Genomic DNA, 21,915 nt, shown 5'->3' on the forward strand with positions numbered 1-21,915 from the left:
GTTATGACCCCAGAACGTTACACACGTATCCGCGAGATGCTCAACAACCGTCAGCCTGATCTGACGGTGTGCATGGAGCAGGTGCATAAGCCTCACAACGTCTCCGCCGTTATCCGTACAGCTGATGCGGTTGGTGTACATCAGGTTCATGCCGTGTGGCCCACCAACCGCATGAAAACCCTGGTGTCTACCGCCGCAGGCAGCAACAGTTGGGTACAGGTCAAAACCCACCGCACCATTCAGGATGCAGTCAGCACGCTGAAAATGCAGGGGATGCAAATTCTGGCGACTAATCTGTCTGCCAACGCGGTTGACTTCCGTGATGTAGATTACACCCGCCCTACCTGCATCCTGCTTGGACAGGAAAAAACCGGCATTTCCGGCGATGCACTGGCGCTTGCTGATCAAGACATCATCATTCCGATGATCGGTATGGTGCAGTCACTGAATGTCTCGGTGGCTTCCGCATTGATTCTGTACGAAGCGCAACGCCAGCGCCAACTGGCCGGTATGTACCAGCGCGAATGCAGCCCTCTGGATGAGGAGGAACAGCAGCGCCTGCTGTTTGAAGGGGGTTACCCGGTATTGGCCCGCGTCGCCAAACGAAAAGGGTTAGCGCGCCCACATATTGACCAGACCGGTCAGGTGATTGCCGATGCGCCCTGGTGGGCGGCGATGCAATCCACGGAGCAATAAGTGAATAGCCGCCTGCTGCATACCCAGCCGTTGAGCACTCTTGCCGGCGTCGGGGCCAGCCAGGCGGAAAAGCTGGCCCGTCTCGGTCTGGAAACCGTGCAGGATCTGCTGCTGCACCTGCCATTGCGCTATGAAGACCGCACCCACCTTTACCCGATTAACGATGTACTACCAGGCATGTACGTTACCGTCGAAGGTGAAGTGCTGCGCAGCGACATCACGTTTGGTCGCCGCCGGATGTTAACCTGCCAGATCAGCGACGGCACCGGTATGCTGACGCTACGCTTCTTTAATTTTAACGCTGCCATGAAAAACAGCCTGTCGCCGGGCCAGCGTGTGCTGGCTTATGGGGAAATACGGCGCGGCAAGCTGGGCGGCGAAATGATCCATCCGGAATACCGGGTTCAGGGAGAAAGCAGCGAGGTCGAATTGCAGGAAACCCTGACGCCGGTCTACCCCACTACCGAAGGTATACGGCAGGCTACGCTGCGCAAACTGACCGATCAGGCGCTGAAACTGCTAGATACCCACCCGATTGACGAACTGCTGCCCCAGGAGATGCGCCACGGGTTGACAAGCCTGCCGGATGCATTACGGACCCTGCACCGCCCACCGCCGGATGTGAAACTGGCGGAGCTGGAACAAGGGAAACATCCGGCACAGCAGCGTCTGGTAATAGAAGAACTGCTGGCGCACCACCTGAGTATGCTGGCGGTGCGCGCGGGTGCACAACGCCACCTGGCGCTGGCGCTTGATACCAAAGACGACCTGAAACAACAACTGCTGGCCGTCCTGCCGTTCAGCCCCACCGGTGCGCAACAGCGTGTGGTGGCGGAAATCGAACAGGATATGAACAAACCGTTTCCGATGATGCGTCTGGTACAGGGCGACGTAGGCTCTGGTAAAACACTGGTAGCCGCGCTGGCAGCGCTGCGAGCCATCGCTCACGGCAAACAGGTGGCGCTGATGGCGCCGACCGAACTTCTGGCTGAGCAACACGCCGCCAACTTCCGTCGCTGGTTTGAACCGCTGGGTATTGAGGTTGGCTGGCTGGCAGGCAAGCAAAAAGGCAAGGCGCGACAGGCCCAGCAGGACGCTATCGCCAGTGGACAGGTATCTATGGTGGTCGGCACCCATGCTATTTTTCAGCAACAGGTGCAGTTCAACGGTCTGGCGCTGGTGATCATCGACGAACAACATCGCTTTGGCGTGCATCAGCGGTTGGCGTTGTGGGAAAAAGGCGAGGAGCAGGGCTTCCATCCTCATCAGTTAATCATGACTGCCACGCCGATCCCCCGGACGCTGGCGATGACCGCCTATGCCGATCTGGACACCTCGGTGATTGATGAACTACCGCCAGGTCGCACGCCGGTTACTACTGTCGCTATTCCAGATACCCGACGCGATGACATTATCCAGCGGGTGCGCAACGCCTGTCTGCAGGAAGGGCGGCAGGCGTACTGGGTCTGTACCTTGATCGAAGAATCCGAATTGCTGGAAGCGCAGGCAGCCGAAGCCACCTGTCAGGAACTGAAAGCCGCGTTGCCCGACCTCGCTGTCGGTCTGGTGCATGGCCGGATGAAAGCTCAGGAAAAGCAGGCCGTCATGGCAGCATTCAAAGCCAATCAACTCCACTTGCTGGTCGCCACCACGGTAATTGAAGTTGGGGTGGATGTGCCGAACGCCAGCCTGATGATCATCGAAAATCCGGAACGACTGGGGCTGGCGCAGTTGCATCAGTTACGTGGTCGCGTAGGGCGCGGCGCAGTCGCCTCCCACTGTGTACTGTTGTACAAATCGCCACTGAGTAAAACGGCCCAGATGCGGCTACAGGTTCTACGCGACAGCAACGACGGCTTCGTGATCGCCCAACGCGATCTGGAAATTCGGGGACCGGGTGAATTGCTGGGCACCCGTCAGACCGGTAACGCCGCCTTCAAGGTGGCGGATTTACTGCGCGATCAGGCGTTGATTCCACAGGTTCAGCGGGTGTCGCGGCATATCCATGAACACTACCCGGAACATGCCAGAGCGTTGATTGAACGCTGGTTACCAGAGCGCACCCGTTATACCAACGCCTGAGAATAACTCCAGCGCTCTATTTCCCCCACTTTGTTTCAAGTTCGCCTTATATCTGATGGTTAACAAGCCATTATGTTCCGCGATAAGTAAATCCCATCCCGCAATCGATTGCTTTTACAGTGCAGATGATTAAAATGCGCTTTTTGCCGTTCAGGAGCGCCCCACTATCATGAGTCTTTCCACCACCGAGCTACCTCAGGCCGATGCCGCCACCCCAGCGCACAGCGAACTGATTTACCGTCTGGAGGACCGGCCTCCTTTACCGCAAACCCTGTTTGCCGCCTGCCAGCATCTGCTGGCCATGTTCGTCGCGGTGATTACCCCGGCATTGCTGATTTGTCAGGCGTTGGGCCTGCCAGCGCAGGATACCCAGCACATCATCAGCATGTCGCTGTTCGCTTCCGGCCTGGCATCTATTCTGCAAATCAAAACCTGGGGACCGGTTGGCTCCGGCTTGTTGTCCATTCAGGGCACCAGCTTCAACTTCGTCACCCCGTTAATCATGGGCGGTATGGCGCTGAAAAACGGCGGTGCCGATGTGCCGACGATGATGGCAGCGCTATTCGGCACGCTGATGGTTGCCTCCTGCACTGAAATCCTGTTGTCGCGCGTTTTACACCTGGCGCGTCGCATCATCACGCCGCTGGTTTCCGGCATCGTCGTTATGATCATCGGCCTGTCGCTGATTCAGGTTGGCCTGACCTCAATCGGCGGCGGTTTTGCCGCCATGAGTAACCACACGTTCGGCGCACCGAAGAACCTGCTGCTGGCAGCCATCGTGCTGGCGGTGATCATCATCCTGAACCGTCAACGTAACCCTTACCTGCGTGTGGCGTCGCTGGTGATCGCTATGGCTGTCGGTTATCTGGCTGCCGGGCTAATGGGTATGCTGCCGGAAAGCACCGGCACATCAAACCACTCGCTGATTAACGTCCCCACCCCGTTGTACTATGGCCTTGGCTTTGACTGGAATCTTCTGATCCCGCTGATGCTGGTATTCATGGTGACCTCGCTGGAAACCATCGGTGATATCACCGCCACTTCCGACGTCTCCGAGCAGCCGGTCAGCGGCCCGCTCTACATGAAGCGCCTGAAGGGCGGCGTACTGGCGAACGGCCTGAATTCTTGCCTGTCTGCCGTGTTCAATACCTTCCCCAACTCCTGTTTTGGGCAGAACAATGGCGTGATTCAACTGACCGGGGTTGCCAGTCGCTATGTCGGTTTCGTAGTAGCGTTGATGCTGATAGTACTGGGTCTGTTCCCTGCGGTGAGCGGTTTTGTGCAGCATATTCCAGAGCCGGTTCTGGGCGGCGCAACCATCGTCATGTTCGGCACTATCGCCGCATCTGGAGTACGAATTGTCTCCCGCGAGCCGCTTAATCGTCGCGCTATTATGATCATCGCGCTGTCGCTGGCCGTTGGTCTGGGTGTCTCCCAGCAGCCGCTGATTTTGCAGTTCGCGCCGGAATGGCTGAAAACGCTGCTGTCATCAGGCATTGCTGCGGGCGGTATCACAGCGATTGTGTTGAATCTGGTCTTTCCTCACGAAAAAGCGTAAGCCGCGCTTCCAGAAATTTTTCGTCTTACGTGATAATAAGGGCCGATGGCGGTATACCCTAAATAATTCGAGTTTCAGGCAGGCGGCAAGGGAAGGAATCCCGATGAGCTTACTCAGGTAAGTGATTCGGGTGACTGAGCGCAGCCAACGCACCTGTAACTTGAAGTATGACGGGTATAATATCGGCCCTTATTTATTGTCTGTAATAAGTTACTTGTTGAGACGACTGGATAATTACGGCATAACACCATCATCCTTTGCGACTGGCGCGGACTTAAGCAATGAAACTTATCGGGAAACTTCTTCTCACGATGCTGTTACTGGCGCTACTGGCTGTGGTGGTGCTGTACGTACTGGCCCAAACTGAATGGGGTGCCAGGCATATCAGTCAGTGGGTCAATCAACGTACCGAATACCAGGTGTCATTCAGAAAGATGGCGCATGACTGGTCTTCCCCCGGCAGTATTCAATTGCTGGACGTTAATTTCGGCCATAAAAACCAACCTGTCACACTGGTCGCGCAACGCATAGCTGTGGGATTCAGCGTGCGTCAGATTACCGAGCCGCGCCATTTTTCCAGCCTGATGCTGGAAGGCGGTACGCTCAATTTGGGTCAGACCGATTTTACACTGCCGATTGAAGCGGATGTTCTGCAACTGAAAGCCATGGCTTTACATGCGCAGGATGGCGACTGGCGATTGAAAGGTGAGCAGGTAACCGGCGGTATTACTCCGTGGCAGCCAGAACCCGGCTCTCTGCTGGGTAAAAAGGCCGCTTTCCAGCTCAGTGCGAACTCCCTGCTCCTCAATGACCTGCCTGCCAGCAAAGTATTGGTGCAAGGGCAGTTTAATGGTCAGCAATTGACGCTGGAAAACCTCGGCGCCGATGTGGCGCGGGGCGAATTGACCGGTAACGCTTCCCGTGCGGCGGACGGCAGTTGGCTTGTCAATAACCTGCGGCTGAGTAATGTCCGGTTGCAAACCCGACAATCAATGGCGGATTTCTGGCAACCGATAACTCGTCTGCCTGCGGTAACCGTCAATCGCTTCGACCTGATCGATGCCCGTATCGAAGGGCAAAACTGGGCGTTTACCGATTTGGACGTCACCCTGCAAAACGTGACTTTCCGGCAGAATGACTGGCAGAGCGACGACGGCTCGCTGTCATTCAATGCTACCGATATCGTCAACGGCAACATGCATCTGGTTGACCCGATTGTCAGCCTGGTTTTGTCAAAACAGGGTGTAAACATCAAACAGTTCTCCACCCGTTGGGAAGGAGGTTTACTGCGCACCAACGGCAACTGGCAACGCAGCAACCAGCGACTGACGCTGGATGAACTGGTGGTAGCCGGCATGGAATACACGCTGCCGACGGACTGGCGTCAACGCTGGCAGCAAACGCTGCCCGACTGGCTGGCGGAAGTAGAGCTGAGAAAATTCAGCGCCAATCACAACCTGCTGATTGATATTAACCCCGCGTTCCCGTTCCAGCTCACCGCCCTGGACGGCTTCGGCAATAATCTGCTGCTGGCACGTAACCATCAGTGGGGCGTATGGCAAGGTGCTCTAAACCTGAATGCCAGTGACGCCACCTTCAACAAGGTCGATGTTCGTCGTCCCTCACTGGCGTTAAACGCTAACGACAACCAAATCACGCTGACAGATTTGAGCGCATTTACCCAAAGTGGTTTACTGGAAGCCAAGGCAGTGATTGCACAGCAGCCCACGCGAAATTTTACGCTGGATCTGACCGGCAAAGCCGTGGCGTTTGATGTGCTGACCGGATGGGGTTGGCCAACACCAGCCACCGCCCCCACCGGCAATACCAACTTGCAGTTGCATCTGAACGGTCGGCTGGAAGCGGCAAGCCCGCTTAAACCAACACTCAGCGGTTCGCTGCAAGGTATAGACAGCGCCGGGCACACCATCAGCCAGACCATGCATCAGGGAACTGTGGCAGACAGTGCGCCCGCTGCGGTCACCACACCGGCAGAACCTGCGGTATCGTCAGCTTCACCAGCATCCCCCCAGCCTTGAACACTGAAACGCTATAAAACAAACAGCCACCATCATGGTGGCTGTTTCTATATCCGACTTTAAAATCAGCGAATGGCCGATCCCCCCTGCTCCAGCGATTCATTCTGATCTGGCGGCAGCACAATGTAGACACCTTCAAACACGGCACCTTTTTTATCATTGCCAAACAGTTCTACCTGTAACTGAACCCGTGCTTTACGGCCACGAGCCAGCCGATCCAGATCGCCGCTCAGCGACCCTAAATCTGCCACCGCGCAGGGACGCCCGGTTACCGGTGTGCTGTAGCGAATATGCGCGTCAGCCAGAATAATGGTGCCGCCCAGTTTCCGTTCACGCAGCAGCAACCAGATAAGCCCCCACCCAGTCAGGGTTGCCAGTGAGAACATGCTACCGGCAAACAGCGTATGGTGCGGATTCTGGTTCCCCGTCTCCGGCATGGTGGTAATAAATTTCTGCCCGGTATACTGGCTAATGCGTACACCCATTTTTTCACTGAGAGGGATATGGTTGTACCATGCCTGTTGTAGCTGACCACACCAGTCTGGGCGATGCAAAATGTCATCCAGCGTTGCCACCGGCTTAATCATTAAAAAGTGGCGCAACGGCGTGGTCATCGGTGTGGTGATTTCACCCTGATTGACAAAGCCAAGGCGGGAGAAAAACGCCATTGCATCTTCGCGGGCGCTACACACTACCCGCTTTACCCCTTCCTGACGCGCCACCGACTCCAGCGCCATCGCCATCAGGGTGCCAAGTCCTTTACGTTGAACATCAGGATGGACCGCCAGAAAACGTATCGACGCTTCATTGTCGGCATTGATTGAGAGACGACCAACCGCCACCAAATTACCTTGGGCATCGACAATGGTTTGGTGGTGCGCCAGCGCATCATAGGCATCTCGTTCGGAACCCAGCGGTTGATGCAACGGTTTACGCAACATTTCCCAACGGAACTGGTAATAGGCATCCAGCTCTTCAGCGCTTTCCGGTACTCTCAGGTAATACATAACCGTCCCTCTCAACGCATACTCATGCTGCAACCCATACCCATAACCAGACTATACCTGCAACCAGAAGGTTACAGGCCCATCATTCACCAGAGACACTTGCATGTCCGCGGCAAAACGGCCAGTTTCCGTCGTTAGCCCATGCTCACGGCATTGGGCGACAAAATACTGATACAGCCGATCAGCTTCTGCCGGGGCAGCTCCGCGGGAAAAACTGGGGCGCATCCCCTTTTGCGTATCCGCCGCCAGCGTAAACTGCGACACCACCAACACACTGCCCCCGGCTTGCTGAACATTCAGATTCATCTTGCCGTTATCATCACTGAAAATCCGATAGCCGATCACCTTTTCACACAAACGGGTGGCCTTTTGTTGATTATCACCTTGCTCTACGCCCAGCAATACCAACAGACCATGGCCAATCTCCCCAACCACCGCCCCATCAACCTTCACACTGGCGGCAGATACCCGCTGAATTAATGCGATCATAACAATCTTACGACTCCTGCTTAAAAACCTGACTGGCAAAGAAATCCGGCACCACCTGCCGATCACTGACCAAAATAGAACGGATGCCTAATGCATTAGCCGCATCCACATTGGCGGCATTATCGTCAAAAAAGAGCGCTTCACCGGCATCAAATCCCTCTTCACGCAAAACATGGTGGTAAATCACCGCCTCTGGTTTACGCAGGCCAAGCTCCTGCGACAGATAAAGCCGGTCTGCGGCTTGCTGTACTTCGGGGTATTCATCCGGCCAGAATTGACAGTGCAAGCGGTTGGTATTGGAGAGTATTACTACGCGATGCCCTTCCTGCCGCAAACGATGCATGATATTGATCACATCTTTGCGTATCCCCATGAAAATTGCCTGCCAGCCGGTCGAGAACTGTTCAAAACTGAGCGTAATCCCCAGCTCATGGCACAACCGTGACGCAAATTCTTCATCGCTGATTTCACCACGCTCATGCTGCTCAAACGTGTGCCCCATAATAAAACGCTCACGCAGGATCGCCAGCGGCGCACCGCTCAGGTTGCTCCACACTCCCAGTACACGATTGAAATCAATATCGATAACGACATTACCTAAATCAAAGATATACAGCATATGTCCTCCAGATAGGCCAGTAGGTTTTCACTGTAGCGAGAAAAATCCATGCTGAACAGGGAGGATAAGCAGGCTCATCTCAAGGTCAAAAATGGTGCAGAGTCGGTTCAGGAACCGAAAATGGTGGTCTGAAAAAAACAAAGGCCCCAAATTGGGGCCTTATCGCAAGGCAGCTCGGTTAATACCGTAATCCGCCTTATGTCTCACTCAAAAGTGAATTACTCGTCCTTAGCGGAACGGTTGGCACGGCGACGATCATTTTCCGTCAGGTGACGTTTACGCAGACGGATAGAGTTCGGCGTGACTTCAACCAGTTCATCGTCATCGATGAACTCAAGCGCCTGTTCCAGAGACATTCTCACCGGCGGTACCAACACGGTGGCTTCGTCAGTACCAGAAGCACGCATGTTAGTCAGTTTCTTACCGGTCAGACAGTTAACGGTCAGGTCGTTGGAACGAGTATGAATACCGATGATCTGGCCTTCATACACTTCAGCACCGTGGCCCAGGAACAGCTTACCGCGATCCTGCAAACTGAACAGCGCGTAAGCAACCGCTTTACCCTGACCGTTGGAGATCAGCACGCCATTCTGACGCTGACCAATTTCACCCGGACGAATGTCATCATAATGACTGAAAGTGGAGTACAGCAGGCCAGTACCGGAGGTCATGGTCATGAATTCGGTACGGAAACCGATCAGGCCACGGCTTGGGATCACGTAATCCAGACGTACGCGACCTTTACCATCCGGAATCATGTCGCGCATCTCGCCTTTACGCAGGCCCAGCGCTTCCATCACCGAACCCTGATGCTGTTCTTCGATATCCACAGTCACCTGCTCGAACGGTTCCTGACGGCGACCATCGATAGTGCGGAAGATAACTTTCGGGCGGGATACCGCCAGTTCGAAACCTTCACGACGCATGTTCTCGATAAGAACAGACAGGTGCAGTTCACCACGACCAGATACACGGAATGCATCCGGATCTTCAGTTTCTTCCACACGCAGCGCCACGTTGTGCACCAACTCTTTGCGCAGGCGATCCAGAATCTGACGTGATGTCACGTACTTGCCTTCCTTGCCGCAGAACGGCGAGGTGTTGACGCAGAAGTACATGGTTACGGTCGGTTCATCTACCGACAGCGCCGGCAGCGCTTCCACACAGGACGTATCACAAATGGTGTCGGAAATATTCAGTTCACCCAGACCGGTGATGGCAATAATGTCACCTGCTTCCGCCAGCGCGCTTTCAATACGCTGCAAACCAAGGTGACCCAGCACCTGACTCACTTTACCGTTGCGTACTTTACCTTCGCTGTCGATGATGCTGACCTGCTGGTTCGGTTTCACCACACCGCGTTTGATACGACCAATGCCGATAACGCCAACGTAGTTGTTGTAGTCCAACTGGGAGATCTGCATCTGAAACGGGCCGTTGAGATCAACACTCGGCGCTTCAACGTGTTTCACGATGGCTTCAAACAGCGGGGTCATGTCTTCCGCCATATCGTTATGGTCCAGACCGGCGATGCCGTTCAGCGCGGACGCATAAACAATCGGGAAATCCAGTTGTTCGTCAGTCGCACCCAGGTTCACAAACAGATCAAAGACCTGATCGACTACCCAGTCAGGACGCGCGCCGGGGCGGTCAACCTTATTAATGACAACAATCGGCTTCAGGCCATGAGCAAAAGCTTTCTGGGTCACGAAACGCGTCTGCGGCATCGGGCCGTCCATCGCGTCTACCAGCAGCAGTACAGAGTCCACCATGGACATCACACGTTCTACCTCACCGCCGAAGTCGGCGTGTCCTGGGGTATCGACGATATTGATGCGGTAGTCGTTCCAGTTGATGGCAGTGTTTTTAGCGAGGATGGTTATCCCACGCTCTTTTTCCAAATCATTGGAGTCCATAACACGTTCGGTAGCGTCATTACGCTCACCCAACGTACCGGACTGTTGCAGCAGCTTGTCAACCAGGGTGGTTTTTCCATGGTCAACGTGCGCAATAATAGCGATGTTACGCAAATTTTCGATCACAGCTTTGCCTCAGGCATTTTAGAAATAGCGCGCTATTGTACACGTATTAATCGAGCGACTGAACAAGATCACAATCATCTTCCACAAACAACCTGCAGATAGCCGCTCTGTGATCCCTTTCACGGTGCAATAAATCAGCACCACGCAAATATAGAGCACTTATTTAGTGCAACAACACCAAAACAGAGCACCAAATTGGTGCAAAAAACCCTCTTGGTACAATACATGAGGACACAAAAAACCAGCAGGAATGCCGATTAGAACTATTCTTAAAAGTTGGCACAGTTTTAGCTATATGTTTTGTACGGTAACAACATCATTCCACAACGATATTCGTTCCACGACGATAAATGACACAATCGGGAGAACCAAGTATGTCAGTAGAACACGTTTTGACGATGCTGAATGAACATGAGGTGAAGTTTGTTGACCTTCGCTTCACTGACACCAAAGGTAAAGAGCAGCACGTCACCATTCCAGCCCACCAGGTTAATGCTGACTTCTTCGAAGACGGCAAAATGTTTGATGGTTCCTCGATTGGCGGCTGGAAAGGCATCAACGAATCCGACATGGTGTTAATGCCGGACCCGACTACTGCGGTTCTGGACCCGTTCTTCGAAGAGCCGACTCTGATCATCCGTTGTGACATTCTGGAACCGGGTACCATGCAGGGCTATGACCGCGATCCGCGTTCCATTGCCAAACGCGCCGAAGATTTCCTGCGCGCTTCCGGCATCGCTGACACCGTGCTGTTCGGGCCTGAGCCGGAATTCTTCCTGTTCGACGACGTGCGCTTTGGCAGCAGCATCTCCGGTTCTCACGTTGCTATCGACGACATCGAAGGTGCCTGGAACTCCAGCACCAAATACGAAGACGGCAACAAAGGCCACCGTCCGGCTGTGAAAGGCGGTTACTTCCCGGTTCCGCCGGTAGATTCTGCACAGGATCTGCGTTCCGCCATGTGTCTGACCATGGAACAAATGGGCCTGGTGGTTGAAGCACATCACCACGAAGTAGCAACCGCTGGTCAGAATGAAGTGGCTACCCGCTTCAACACCATGACCAAGAAAGCTGATGAAATTCAGATTTACAAATACGTTGTTCACAACGTAGCGCACGCCTTCGGAAAAACCGCAACCTTTATGCCAAAACCGATGTTCGGCGATAACGGTTCTGGTATGCACTGCCACATGTCTTTGGCTAAAGATGGAGCCAACCTGTTCTCCGGTGACAAATACGGCGGCCTGTCTGAAACTGCGCTGTTCTACATCGGCGGCGTGATCAAACATGCTAAAGCAATTAACGCGCTGTCCAACCCGACCACTAACTCTTACAAACGTCTGGTTCCGGGTTACGAAGCACCGGTTATGCTGGCTTACTCTGCCCGTAACCGCTCTGCCTCCATCCGTATTCCGGTGGTATCCAGCCCGAAAGCACGTCGTATCGAAGTGCGCTTCCCGGACCCGGCTGCCAACCCGTACCTGTGCTTCGCTGCACTGCTGATGGCCGGCCTGGACGGTATCATCAACAAGATCCACCCTGGCGATGCCATGGACAAGAACCTGTACGATCTGCCGCCGGAAGAAGCGAAAGAGATCCCAACCGTAGCGGGTTCTCTGGAAGAAGCGCTGAATGCCCTGAATGCGGACCGCGAGTTCCTGACCCGTGGCGGCGTATTCACCGACGACGCTATCGATGCTTACATCGAACTGCGCCGTGTTGAAAACGACCGCGTTCGCATGACGCCGCACCCGGTTGAGTTCGAACTGTACTACAGTGTGTAACCCCCCCACATCTGGACGGCAGGACAAAGAAAATGATGTTCATACTGCCGTCTGATGACTGTTTTTTATTTATGTTTATTTTTGTTGCCGTGGAAACTTTTCAGCCCATCTTCGGATGGGCTTTTTTCTCCACAAGATATCTTACAGTTGCTACTTAAATTACAATCCAGAATAGTGTGCACTAAAATGGTGCGGGAGTCTGCGTTATGGCAACAGGCACGCTGCCCGATGCTGGGCAGATCCTCAATTCTTTAATAAACAGTATCTTGCTGCTGGATAAAGATCTGGCTATTCACTACTCTAACCCGGCAGCCCAACAGCTTTTAGCCCAAAGTTCCCGCAAACTCTCAGGAACGCCACTACCGGAGCTGCTCGGTTATTTTTCACTGAATATCGATTTAATGCGTGAAAGCCTCAATTCCGGGCAAGGTTTTACTGACAACGAAGTGACGCTTGTCGTAGATGGCCGTGCGCACATTATGTCGCTGACCGCTCAGCGCATTCAGCACGATTTTATCCTGCTGGAAATGGCGCCAATGGATAACCAACGCCGTCTCAGTCAAGAACAACTTCAACATTCCCAGCAGCAGGCGGCACGCGATCTGGTGCGCGGTCTGGCGCATGAAATCAAGAACCCACTTGGTGGTTTGCGCGGCGCAGCCCAGTTACTGTCCAAAGCCTTGCCCGATCCGGCACTGATGGAATACACCAAGGTTATTATTGAACAGGCAGATCGCCTGCGTAATCTGGTTGATCGCCTGCTCGGCCCACAGCAGCCCGGTCTGCATGTCACACAAAGCATTCATCAGGTGGCCGAACGGGTATTCCAACTGGTATCGCTTGAAAAAGCGGACAACGTAACACTGGTACGAGACTACGACCCCAGCCTGCCGGAACTGATGCACGACCCGGATCAAATTGAACAGGTGTTGCTCAATATCACCCGCAATGCCATGCAGGCGCTGGGAGAAGAAGGCGGCACGATTACCATCCGCACCCGTACTGCATTTCAGTTGACGCTGCATGGCGTGCGTTACCGTCTGGTTGCCCGCATCGACATTGAAGACGACGGTCCCGGCGTGCCAGCCCATCTCCAGGACACGCTGTTCTACCCGATGGTTAGTGGTCGGGAAGGCGGTACCGGGCTGGGTTTGTCGATTGCCCGTAACCTTATCGATCAGCATTCCGGAAAAATTGAATTTAACAGTTGGCCAGGTCATACCGAATTCTCGGTTTATCTGCCTATTCGCCAGTGAGGTTCACGATGCAACGAGGGATAGTCTGGATTGTCGATGACGATAGCTCCATCCGTTGGGTGCTTGAACGTGCGCTTACCGGGGCGGGATTAACTTGCGCCACCTTTGATAACGGCACTCAGGCGTTAAACGCACTGACCACCCAAACGCCGGATGTACTGTTGTCGGATATCCGTATGCCCGGTATGGACGGGCTGGCATTGCTGCAACAGATTAAACAGCGCCACCCGATGCTGCCGGTCATCATCATGACAGCACATTCTGATTTAGACGCAGCGGTTAGCGCCTACCAGCAAGGGGCTTTCGATTATCTGCCCAAACCGTTCGACATTGATGAAGCGGTAGCGCTGGTTGAACGCGCCATCAGCCATTACATGGAACAGCAGCAACCGGTACGTAGTCAGCCCATCAGTGGGCCGACCACCGATATTATCGGCGAAGCGCCGGCGATGCAGGATGTGTTCCGCATTATCGGTCGTCTCTCCCGCTCATCGATCAGTGTACTGATCAACGGTGAATCCGGCACGGGTAAAGAACTGGTCGCTCATGCGCTGCACCGCCACAGCCCACGCGCCAAAGCCCCTTTTATCGCGCTGAATATGGCGGCAATCCCTAAGGATTTGATCGAATCAGAACTGTTCGGCCATGAAAAAGGCGCGTTTACCGGCGCGAACCAAATTCGGCAGGGGCGTTTTGAGCAGGCGGATGGCGGGACGCTGTTTCTTGATGAAATCGGCGACATGCCGCTGGATGTGCAAACCCGCCTGCTGCGCGTACTGGCTGATGGTCAGTTCTATCGTGTCGGTGGTTACGCCGCAGTGAAAGTAGACGTACGTATTATCGCCGCCACACATCAGAACCTGGAATTACGCGTTCAGGAAGGCAAATTCCGCGAAGACCTGTTTCATCGTCTGAACGTGATTCGTGTTCATTTACCGCCGCTGCGCGAACGTCGGGAAGATATTCCACGTCTGGCGCGCTACTTCCTGCAGGCAACCGCCAAAGAACTGGGAGTGGAGCCGAAAAACCTGCACCCGGAAACTGAAGCAGCGCTCACCCGCTTGCCCTGGCCAGGCAACGTACGTCAGTTGGAAAATACGTGTCGCTGGTTGACGGTGATGGCCGCCGGGCAGGAAGTGCTGATTCAGGACTTGCCGCCAGAGCTGTTTGAAACCACCGCGCCGGATGCCACTGTGCATGTGATGCCCGACAGTTGGGCCACGTTGCTGGCGCAATGGGCCGACCGCGCGTTACGCGCCGGTCATCAAAACCTGTTGGCCGAAGCGCAACCGGAAATGGAACGCACACTGCTGACAACAGCATTGCGCCATACCCAAGGCCATAAGCAGGAAGCGGCAAGGCTACTCGGATGGGGTCGCAACACTCTGACGCGTAAACTTAAGGAGTTGGGTATGGAGTAACGGCAATCCGCCGTTTCATCCCATTACCGATCATCAATTACAGTGGTAGTAGATGATAGCGATAAGGTGGCGATAAAAAGTGCAATACACCGCACAACTTCGCCACTATTTTATACTTTACTTGCGCCGAACCAGCAGTATGATCGTGTCGCTGACTGGAGAGGGTAACCATGCTGGAATCCATTTTTTCTGCCGTAACACACGGCGCTGAAATCAGCAGTGCGGTGGGTCACTCATCGCAAACTGCGATTGCAGCAGTGCTGTGCGCAGCGCTGATCAATTTCTTCAGCTAAACCAATGCTGACAAGAAAAGAGCCTGTCATAACGACAGGCTCTTTTCTTTTGTCATCGTCTCACCGAAGCAATGCCAGGCGCCTAGCAACCAACACGCGTCGATCCGAACAAAATTAAATCACTCTGGAAAACTGACGTTCACGCATTTTGCTGCGCAAATACACATCAAAGCACATGCAAATATTGCGGATCAGCAGCCGTCCTTTGGGTGTAACCTGAATGCGATCCGGCTGAATATTCACCAATCCGTCCTGTGCCATCGGTGCCAGCAGCGCCAAATCCTCGCGGAAATAGTCACCGAATGACAGACCATAAGCCTGCTCAATTGCAGCAAAGTCTAGTTGGAAATGACAAATCAGCGCCTTAATTACATCACGGCGGATGCAATCATCACGAGTCAACGACAAACCGCGCCACAACGCATGACCGCGCTGTTCAACGTCAGCGTAGTATTGCTTTAGTTCTTTTTGATTCTGGGCATAACTGTCGCCAATCATGCTGATGGCAGATACACCCAGCCCCAGTAAGTCGGTATCGCCTTGTGTGGTGTATCCCTGAAAATTGCGATGCAACTTGCCTTCGCGCTGCGCTACCGCCAGTTCATCGTCAGGCCGGGCGAAATGATCCATACCAATGAACTGATAACCCGCAGCGGTCAGGCTTTGGATGGTCTGCTGCAAAATTGCCAGCTTCTGTTCCGCATCCGGTAGATCAGCCTCTTTGATCTTGCGCTGGGCAGCAAACAAACTGGGCAAATGCGCGTAATTGAACACGCTCAGGCGATCCGGACGTAGTTCAGCCACCCGCTGCAGGGTAAAGGCAAAACTATCCGGCGTTTGTTTTGGCAAACCATAAATTAAGTCGATATTGGTGGAGGCAAATCCCAACGCCCTGGCCCGCTCAATTAGCGAGAAAATGAACGCTTCATTCTGCTCGCGGTTAACCAGCCGCTGCACCTCTTTATTGAAATCCTGCACGCCCATGCTAAGGCGATTGAATCCTTCGGCGCGCAAATGATCGAGTACATCCAGTTCAATTTCTCGCGGATCGACTTCCAACGACATCTCGGCATGTTCAGAAAAGCGAAAATGCTGGCGAAGCAACGCCATCAGGCGGCTAATTTGCGTCTTGTTCAGAAAGGTCGGCGTTCCGCCGCCCCAGTGCATCTGAGTGACTGTGCGGTTGGCAAATAACGGTGCGCGTTGATGAATTTCCAGCGCCAGCCGGTCAAGATACTCATCCGCCTTGTGCAATTGCCGGGTCACCAGCTTGTTGCAGCCACAGAAGTAACACAGGCGGTGACAAAACGGGATATGCAAATACAGTGATAATGGCCGGCTGGGATAACGGGCTACCGCTTGGGCAAACGCAGCGTCATCATAGCTGTCGCTGAACTCCAGCGCGGTAGGATAAGAAGTGTAGCGTGGCCCCGAATAGTTATATTTCTGGATCAGGGATAAATCCCAGTCGATAGTCTGTTCGGGCATAATGCTCACTCCTTCCTGTAACCGGTCCTCGCCGTACGGCGTCGGGGCAACCGATGCTGCCCGGCGAGTACGGCACGCTGTAATCTGCCTTTCCGTTTCGACAGACACCACAGTTTAACCAACAGACCACCCAAAAAACACAGAACCAATAAAGTTATGAGCAGAAACAGCGCTTTTAACATTAATAACTGTCTTTCGGGTTACTGCGGCGGAGCAGTTGCAGCATATCTTCTTCCTGCTCGTCATCGTCTTCGTCTTCGTCGTCATCCAAACTGATGCCCAGTTGTTCCATCAGAATATCGATGCGATCCAGCGTTTCATCAAGCCAGGACTGTTCTTTGGCTGGCAGCGTTTCACCTTTTTCCAGTCTGTCCAACAGGTCATCAAGGTGCGGATCATTTTCCAGCATCTCCAGTTCTTCCTGCGGTGACAGGCGAACTGGTTTCTCTTTCGGCGTTACCGGTGGTTTTACCGGCGCAACTGCGCCTTCCGGCAGCAACGATACTGGTTTTTTACTGCCAATACGTGGATCTTTTACCTTGCCGGAAGCCGCATTGTGCTGATGGTCGCCGGACGGCTGAGTACGACTTCCCGCAACATGACCACGGCGTTTTTTCTGGCGCTTACGTTCACGAGCCTCCAAATCCAACTGCTCACGGCTTTTTCTTTTAATTTTCGGTACAGGCGCTTTACGTCCCGTCCCTTTTGATGGTTGTTTCATAGCGTCAATCTCAGATACAGATGAGCAAATATAGGGAGAATTGCGGCGGAATCTAGCAGAAAGCATATCAATAAAAAAGTGCTCCAGGGGCCTCATGTTAGTTTTATTTTTTCAGGCTATTAAGGCGGTAATACCTCAATAAAAACAGATAACCGCCGCCTTTCTCATCAGTTACAGGTATAATCAGCGGTATAAAACCGTGATCCAGACAGAGACGCAAACAGTGACCCAACAATACAACTACCATGTGACCCATTTCGTCACCAGCGCGCCGGACATCCGTCACCTTCCCGCCGATAGCGGTATTGAAGTCGCTTTCGCAGGTCGTTCCAACGCGGGCAAATCCAGCGCACTCAACACGCTAACCAACCAGAAAAACCTGGCCCGCATCAGTAAAACACCAGGGCGAACCCAGCTCATCAATCTGTTCGAAGTGGCCGAAGGCATACGTCTGGTTGACTTGCCGGGTTATGGCTATGCTGAAGTACCGGAAGAGATGAAACGCAAATGGCAGCGTGCGCTTGGCGAATACCTGCAAAAACGTAACTGTCTGAAAGGTTTGGTTGTATTGATGGATATCCGCCATCCGCTCAAAGATCTGGACCAACAAATGCTGGAATGGGCCGTTGAGGCTGGCTTGCCCATCCTGGTGTTGCTGACCAAAGCTGACAAGCTGGCTCAGGGTGCCCGCAAATCCCAATTAAACATGGTGCGGGAAGCGGTGCTGCCATTCATGGGTGATATTCAGGTTGAGACGTTTTCTTCTCTGAAAAAGACCGGTGTAGATAAATTACGTCAGAAATTAGATAACTGGTTCAGTACACTTCCGCCTGCGGATGAGCAATCTCTCTCTGAGCCTGACTAACTCTCCCCAACACCTTTTCTTTGAACACCGTTTTTATCCAGACAGCTACCGACAACGTGCTTTGTCGGTAGTAATAAGTTTTGGTTATTCATACAGTTTATTGTCCATACAATAAAAAACGCCCCGGTCAGAAACCTGACCGGGGCGGCTAACATTCAGCCAAATCCGATTACGTGAAGTAAAAGGTCTGAAAGATAGAACATCTTACCTCTGTACCCTACGTGTTTAACTCTACCCCATTTCTTTTCTGGAAAAAAGCATTTTTGTTGTTTAATTTCATAAAAAATGGTGATGAATTACACAAACACAAACCCGGTCACATAATCCTGTAGTTTAATTACATAATTAGCGACCATTAGCTTAAAAATCCAAAAATAAAAAAAACAAAGAGTTTATCATTGATTTATCATCATAAATCCACATAAAAAACCAGATTATCTAACCAACCTCTTTCGCTAATTCCCAGATAGATTAATGGGCCTGATCCCAGTTACTGCCAGTGCCAATATCCACCTGCAACGGTACGTTTAACTGCATACAGTTTTCCATCAAACTACGAATCTTCGCACTGGCATCGTCCAGTACAGAGTGATGCACTTCAAACACCAGTTCATCGTGCACTTGCATCAGCATCGTCACCAATGGCTTTTCCTGTTGCAACCAGACATCAACAGCAATCATCGCTTTTTTAATGATATCCGCCGCCGTCCCCTGCATCGGAGCATTGATGGCTGCCCGTTCCGCAGCCTTGCGGCTCATGGCGTTACGAGAATGAATATCCGGCAGATACAGACGCCGACCATCCAGAGTAGAGACATATCCTTGATCTGCCGCCTGCTGACGAGTGCGCTCCATATATTCCTGCACACCAGGGTAGCGTTCAAAATAGAGATTCATGTATTTTTGGGCTTCACTACGCGGAATAGCCAACTGGCGGGACAAACCAAACGCACTCATACCGTAAATCAAACCAAAGTTGATGGCTTTGGCACTGCGGCGCTGTTCAGTGGTGACCCTATCGAGCGGCAAACCGAATACTTCCGAGGCCGTAGCGCGATGAATATCCAGACCATCGGAGAACGCTTTTAGCAATCCGGCATCCCGCGACAGATGCGCCATGATACGTAATTCGATCTGCGAGTAGTCTGCCGCCAGAATGCAGTATCCTTCTGGTGCAATGAATGCCTGACGGATACGTCGCCCTTCTTCATTACGCACCGGAATATTCTGCAGATTAGGATCGCTGGAGGAAAGGCGCCCGGTTGCCGTTACCGCCTGATGATAGGAGGTATGCACCCGTTTAGTCAGCGGATTGATCATCTGCGGCAGTTTATCAGTGTAAGTCGATTTCAGTTTCGCCAGACTACGATGCTCCAAAATCAACTTCGGCAACGGATAATCCAGAGCCAGCTCTGCCAGCACTTCTTCATTAGTGGAAGGAGCGCCCTTCGGGGTTTTTTTGATGACCGGCAACTGCAGTTTTTCGTACAGAATGGTTCCTAATTGTTTAGGAGAAGACAAATTGAAAACATCCCCCGCCAGTTCATGTGCCTGAACTTCCAGCTCAGCCAGACGTTGCGTCAGTTCCTGCGAATGATCTGCCAGAATCGTAGTGTCAATCAGCACCCCAGTGCGTTCCATGCGCGACAGCACCGGCACCAGCGGCATATCAATATTCAGCAACACATTACGCAGTTCCTGATGTGACTCCAGCTTCGCCCATAACGTTTCATGCAAACGCAGCGTCACATCAGCATCTTCAGCTGCATAGACAGACGCCTGCGCCAGCGGAATCTGATCGAACGTTAGCTGCTTTTTGCCTTTACCGGCAATATCTTCAAAAGTGATAGTCTTGTGCTGCAGATAGCGCTCCGACAAGCTGTCCATATCATGGCGACCAGCCACACTGTCGAGAACATAAGATTCCAGCATGGTATCAAAGGCAATACCGCGCAGGTCGATACCATAGCGAGCCATCACGCCCTTATCGAATTTCAGGTTTTGCCCAATCTTACGAATGCGTTCATCTTCCAGCAGCGGTTTCAGCAGCGCCAGCACCCGATCACGCTCTAACTGCATAGGCGTTTTTGTTGCAGGCGATACCGTGCTGCAGTAAATATTACTGGAATACCACCTTGGCGTAATATGAGCTAATGGCAGATAAGCGGCTTCACCCGGTTTGATCGCCAGAGAGATGCCAACCAAATTAGCCGTCAGGGTGTCAAGACCGTCAGTTTCGGTATCAAATGAGAACAGAGCAGCGGTGTTGATTCTGGCAATCCAGTCCTGCAGTGTTGACTCATCCAAAATGGTAACGTAACCGTCCTGGGGCAATACACTGGACGCATCTTTAGGCGTATCTTCAACTTCTGTTTTAACAAATGGCACCGCCGCCGGACTCTTTTTGCCGCTCTGCAACCATTTGCCATCTTCCACATCTGCTAACCAGCGTTTGAATTCATAACGAGCAAATAACTCTCGCAGTTCCGTTACATCCGGCTCATTTACTGTTAGCTGATCGCAATCCAGTTCCAGTTCAACATCCGTCTTGATAGTGGCCAGTTGGTAGGAGAGATAAGCCACCTCTTTACTCTGCTCCAGCTTGGCCGCCATGGTTTTGGCGCCACGAAAGGTCAAGGTCGCAATCTTATCCAGATTAGCGTAAAGCGTATTCAACCCTCCCAGCCCTTGCAGTAACGCCTGTGCGGTTTTTTCACCCACACCTGGCACGCCGGGAATGTTGTCGGAGGAATCCCCCATCAGCGCCAGAAAATCAATGATCAATGACGGCGGAATACCATATTTGGCGCAGACCTCATCCGGACCCAGAATGGTGTTGTTCATCGTGTTGATCAGGGTGATGTTTGGCGTCACCAGTTGCGCCATGTCTTTATCACCGGTGCTGATCAAAACAGGTTTACCCGCCCGCTCCGCCTGTTGCGCCAGCGTCCCAATCACATCATCTGCCTCTACGCCGGAAACGCAGAGTAGCGGTAATCCCATCGCTTTTACCATGCGGTGCAGCGGTTCAATCTGGGCGCGTAAATCATCCGGCATGGGTGGACGGTGAGATTTGTAATTCTCAAACAAATCATCACGAAACGTCTTACCCTTCGCGTCAAACACCACCGCAACATGACTAGGATGATATTGCTGCAACAAACTGCGCAGCATATTGAGAACGCCATACATCGCCCCGGTCGGTTCACCGGCACCATTCGTCAGTGGGGGAAAAGCATGATAGGCGCGATACAGGTAAGATGAACCGTCAACCAGAATGAGGGGGTTTTCTGCTATTTGAACCATGATATTTCGTGATCGTTGTTTTCTGCCATGATGTAAAGGATGCCATAGCTGGCAGTCAGAGACGAATATTAACGTTCGCACATTACGCTTTTTGCACAATGCTCCGCAAAAAACCTGTGGATAATTCTGTGTATAAAAATAGAAAGATAATTAACAATGGTATCTATAGATAAAAATATTATATATAAGACATTATTAATCAAATGCTTAATATAAAATTATTGATATTGAAGTTATATCAATACGTTG

At 52.6% G+C, this 21,915-nt stretch carries 16 protein-coding genes; 9 read left to right on the forward strand and 7 right to left on the reverse strand.

Translation table 11 applies throughout. From position 1 onward, the window contains the following. The first annotated feature begins 3 nt into the window (after positions 1-3). From trmH to Dpoa2040_RS11705, 4 genes are all read left to right on the forward strand, one after another. Positions 4-696 (forward strand): tRNA (guanosine(18)-2'-O)-methyltransferase TrmH, encoded by a 693-nt coding sequence (gene trmH, locus Dpoa2040_RS11690; protein ID WP_168641348.1) that lies wholly within the window; start codon positions 4-6, stop codon positions 694-696. Further along, a complete protein-coding gene (gene recG, locus Dpoa2040_RS11695) occupies positions 697-2,778 on the forward strand; it encodes an ATP-dependent DNA helicase RecG (protein WP_168641349.1) in 2,082 nt (693 codons plus the stop codon). Between the two features lie 169 nt (positions 2,779-2,947). Next, positions 2,948-4,336: an NCS2 family protein gene (locus Dpoa2040_RS11700; protein ID WP_168641350.1), complete on the forward strand. Its 1,389-nt coding sequence runs from the start codon at positions 2,948-2,950 to the stop codon at positions 4,334-4,336. Between the two features lie 281 nt (positions 4,337-4,617). Next, positions 4,618-6,375, forward strand: a complete 1,758-nt coding sequence (locus Dpoa2040_RS11705) for an AsmA family protein (RefSeq protein ID WP_168641351.1) — start codon at positions 4,618-4,620, stop codon at positions 6,373-6,375. Positions 6,376-6,440: 65 nt separating this feature from the next. Here the strand turns inward: Dpoa2040_RS11705 and fabY are convergent, their stop codons facing one another. The 4 genes from fabY to typA form a co-directional block, all read right to left on the reverse strand. Further along, positions 6,441-7,382, reverse strand: coding sequence for a fatty acid biosynthesis protein FabY (fabY, locus tag Dpoa2040_RS11710; RefSeq protein ID WP_168641352.1), 942 nt, complete (start codon positions 7,380-7,382; stop codon positions 6,441-6,443). A 51-nt stretch (positions 7,383-7,433) separates the two neighbouring features. Continuing rightward, positions 7,434-7,871 (reverse strand): D-aminoacyl-tRNA deacylase, encoded by a 438-nt coding sequence (gene dtd, locus Dpoa2040_RS11715; RefSeq protein ID WP_168641353.1) that lies wholly within the window; start codon positions 7,869-7,871, stop codon positions 7,434-7,436. A gap of 7 nt (positions 7,872-7,878) precedes the next feature. Next, complete coding sequence (gene yihX / locus Dpoa2040_RS11720) at positions 7,879-8,490, reverse strand: glucose-1-phosphatase (RefSeq protein ID WP_168641354.1); 612 nt, start codon at positions 8,488-8,490, stop codon at positions 7,879-7,881. A 218-nt stretch (positions 8,491-8,708) separates the two neighbouring features. Then, on the reverse strand, positions 8,709-10,532 hold the full coding sequence (gene typA, locus Dpoa2040_RS11725; protein ID WP_042867539.1) for a ribosome-dependent GTPase TypA: 1,824 nt from the start codon (positions 10,530-10,532) through the stop codon (positions 8,709-8,711). Between the two features lie 374 nt (positions 10,533-10,906). On the opposite strand from typA, the gene glnA reads away from it, so the two are divergent. The 4 genes from glnA to Dpoa2040_RS11745 all read left to right on the forward strand — a co-directional run bounded on the left by glnA (position 10,907) and on the right by Dpoa2040_RS11745 (position 15,286). Further along, the gene (gene glnA, locus Dpoa2040_RS11730) at positions 10,907-12,316 is read left to right on the forward strand and encodes a glutamate--ammonia ligase (RefSeq protein ID WP_168641355.1); all 1,410 of its coding nucleotides are present in this window, start codon (positions 10,907-10,909) and stop codon (positions 12,314-12,316) included. 206 nt (positions 12,317-12,522) lie between these two features. Continuing rightward, complete coding sequence (glnL, locus tag Dpoa2040_RS11735) at positions 12,523-13,572, forward strand: nitrogen regulation protein NR(II) (protein ID WP_042867534.1); 1,050 nt, start codon at positions 12,523-12,525, stop codon at positions 13,570-13,572. 8 nt (positions 13,573-13,580) lie between these two features. Next, positions 13,581-14,993 carry a nitrogen regulation protein NR(I) gene (glnG, locus tag Dpoa2040_RS11740; RefSeq protein ID WP_168641356.1) on the forward strand — a complete coding sequence of 471 codons (1,413 nt, stop codon included), beginning with the start codon at positions 13,581-13,583 and terminating at the stop codon, positions 14,991-14,993. 170 nt (positions 14,994-15,163) lie between these two features. Beyond that, on the forward strand, positions 15,164-15,286 hold the full coding sequence (locus Dpoa2040_RS11745) for a YshB family small membrane protein (RefSeq protein ID WP_022635449.1): 123 nt from the start codon (positions 15,164-15,166) through the stop codon (positions 15,284-15,286). Between the two features lie 114 nt (positions 15,287-15,400). On the opposite strand, the gene hemN is transcribed toward Dpoa2040_RS11745, so the two are convergent. Both hemN and yihI read right to left on the reverse strand, forming a co-directional pair. Continuing rightward, a complete protein-coding gene (gene hemN / locus Dpoa2040_RS11750; protein WP_168641357.1) occupies positions 15,401-16,774 on the reverse strand; it encodes an oxygen-independent coproporphyrinogen III oxidase in 1,374 nt (457 codons plus the stop codon). Positions 16,775-16,955: 181 nt separating this feature from the next. Continuing rightward, positions 16,956-17,495: a Der GTPase-activating protein YihI gene (gene yihI / locus Dpoa2040_RS11755; protein ID WP_168641358.1), complete on the reverse strand. Its 540-nt coding sequence runs from the start codon at positions 17,493-17,495 to the stop codon at positions 16,956-16,958. A 223-nt stretch (positions 17,496-17,718) separates the two neighbouring features. Here yihI and yihA point away from each other — a divergent pair, with 223 nt between their 5' ends. Then, positions 17,719-18,360 (forward strand): ribosome biogenesis GTP-binding protein YihA/YsxC, encoded by a 642-nt coding sequence (gene yihA, locus Dpoa2040_RS11760; protein WP_042867525.1) that lies wholly within the window; start codon positions 17,719-17,721, stop codon positions 18,358-18,360. A 471-nt stretch (positions 18,361-18,831) separates the two neighbouring features. Here the strand turns inward: yihA and polA are convergent, their stop codons facing one another. Beyond that, positions 18,832-21,666 (reverse strand): DNA polymerase I, encoded by a 2,835-nt coding sequence (polA, locus tag Dpoa2040_RS11765; protein WP_168641359.1) that lies wholly within the window; start codon positions 21,664-21,666, stop codon positions 18,832-18,834. Between the last annotated feature and the right edge of the window lie 249 nt (positions 21,667-21,915).

It is taken from the genome of Dickeya sp. CFBP 2040, assembly GCF_012273755.1.
GTDB lineage: Bacteria > Pseudomonadota > Gammaproteobacteria > Enterobacterales > Enterobacteriaceae > Dickeya > Dickeya poaceiphila.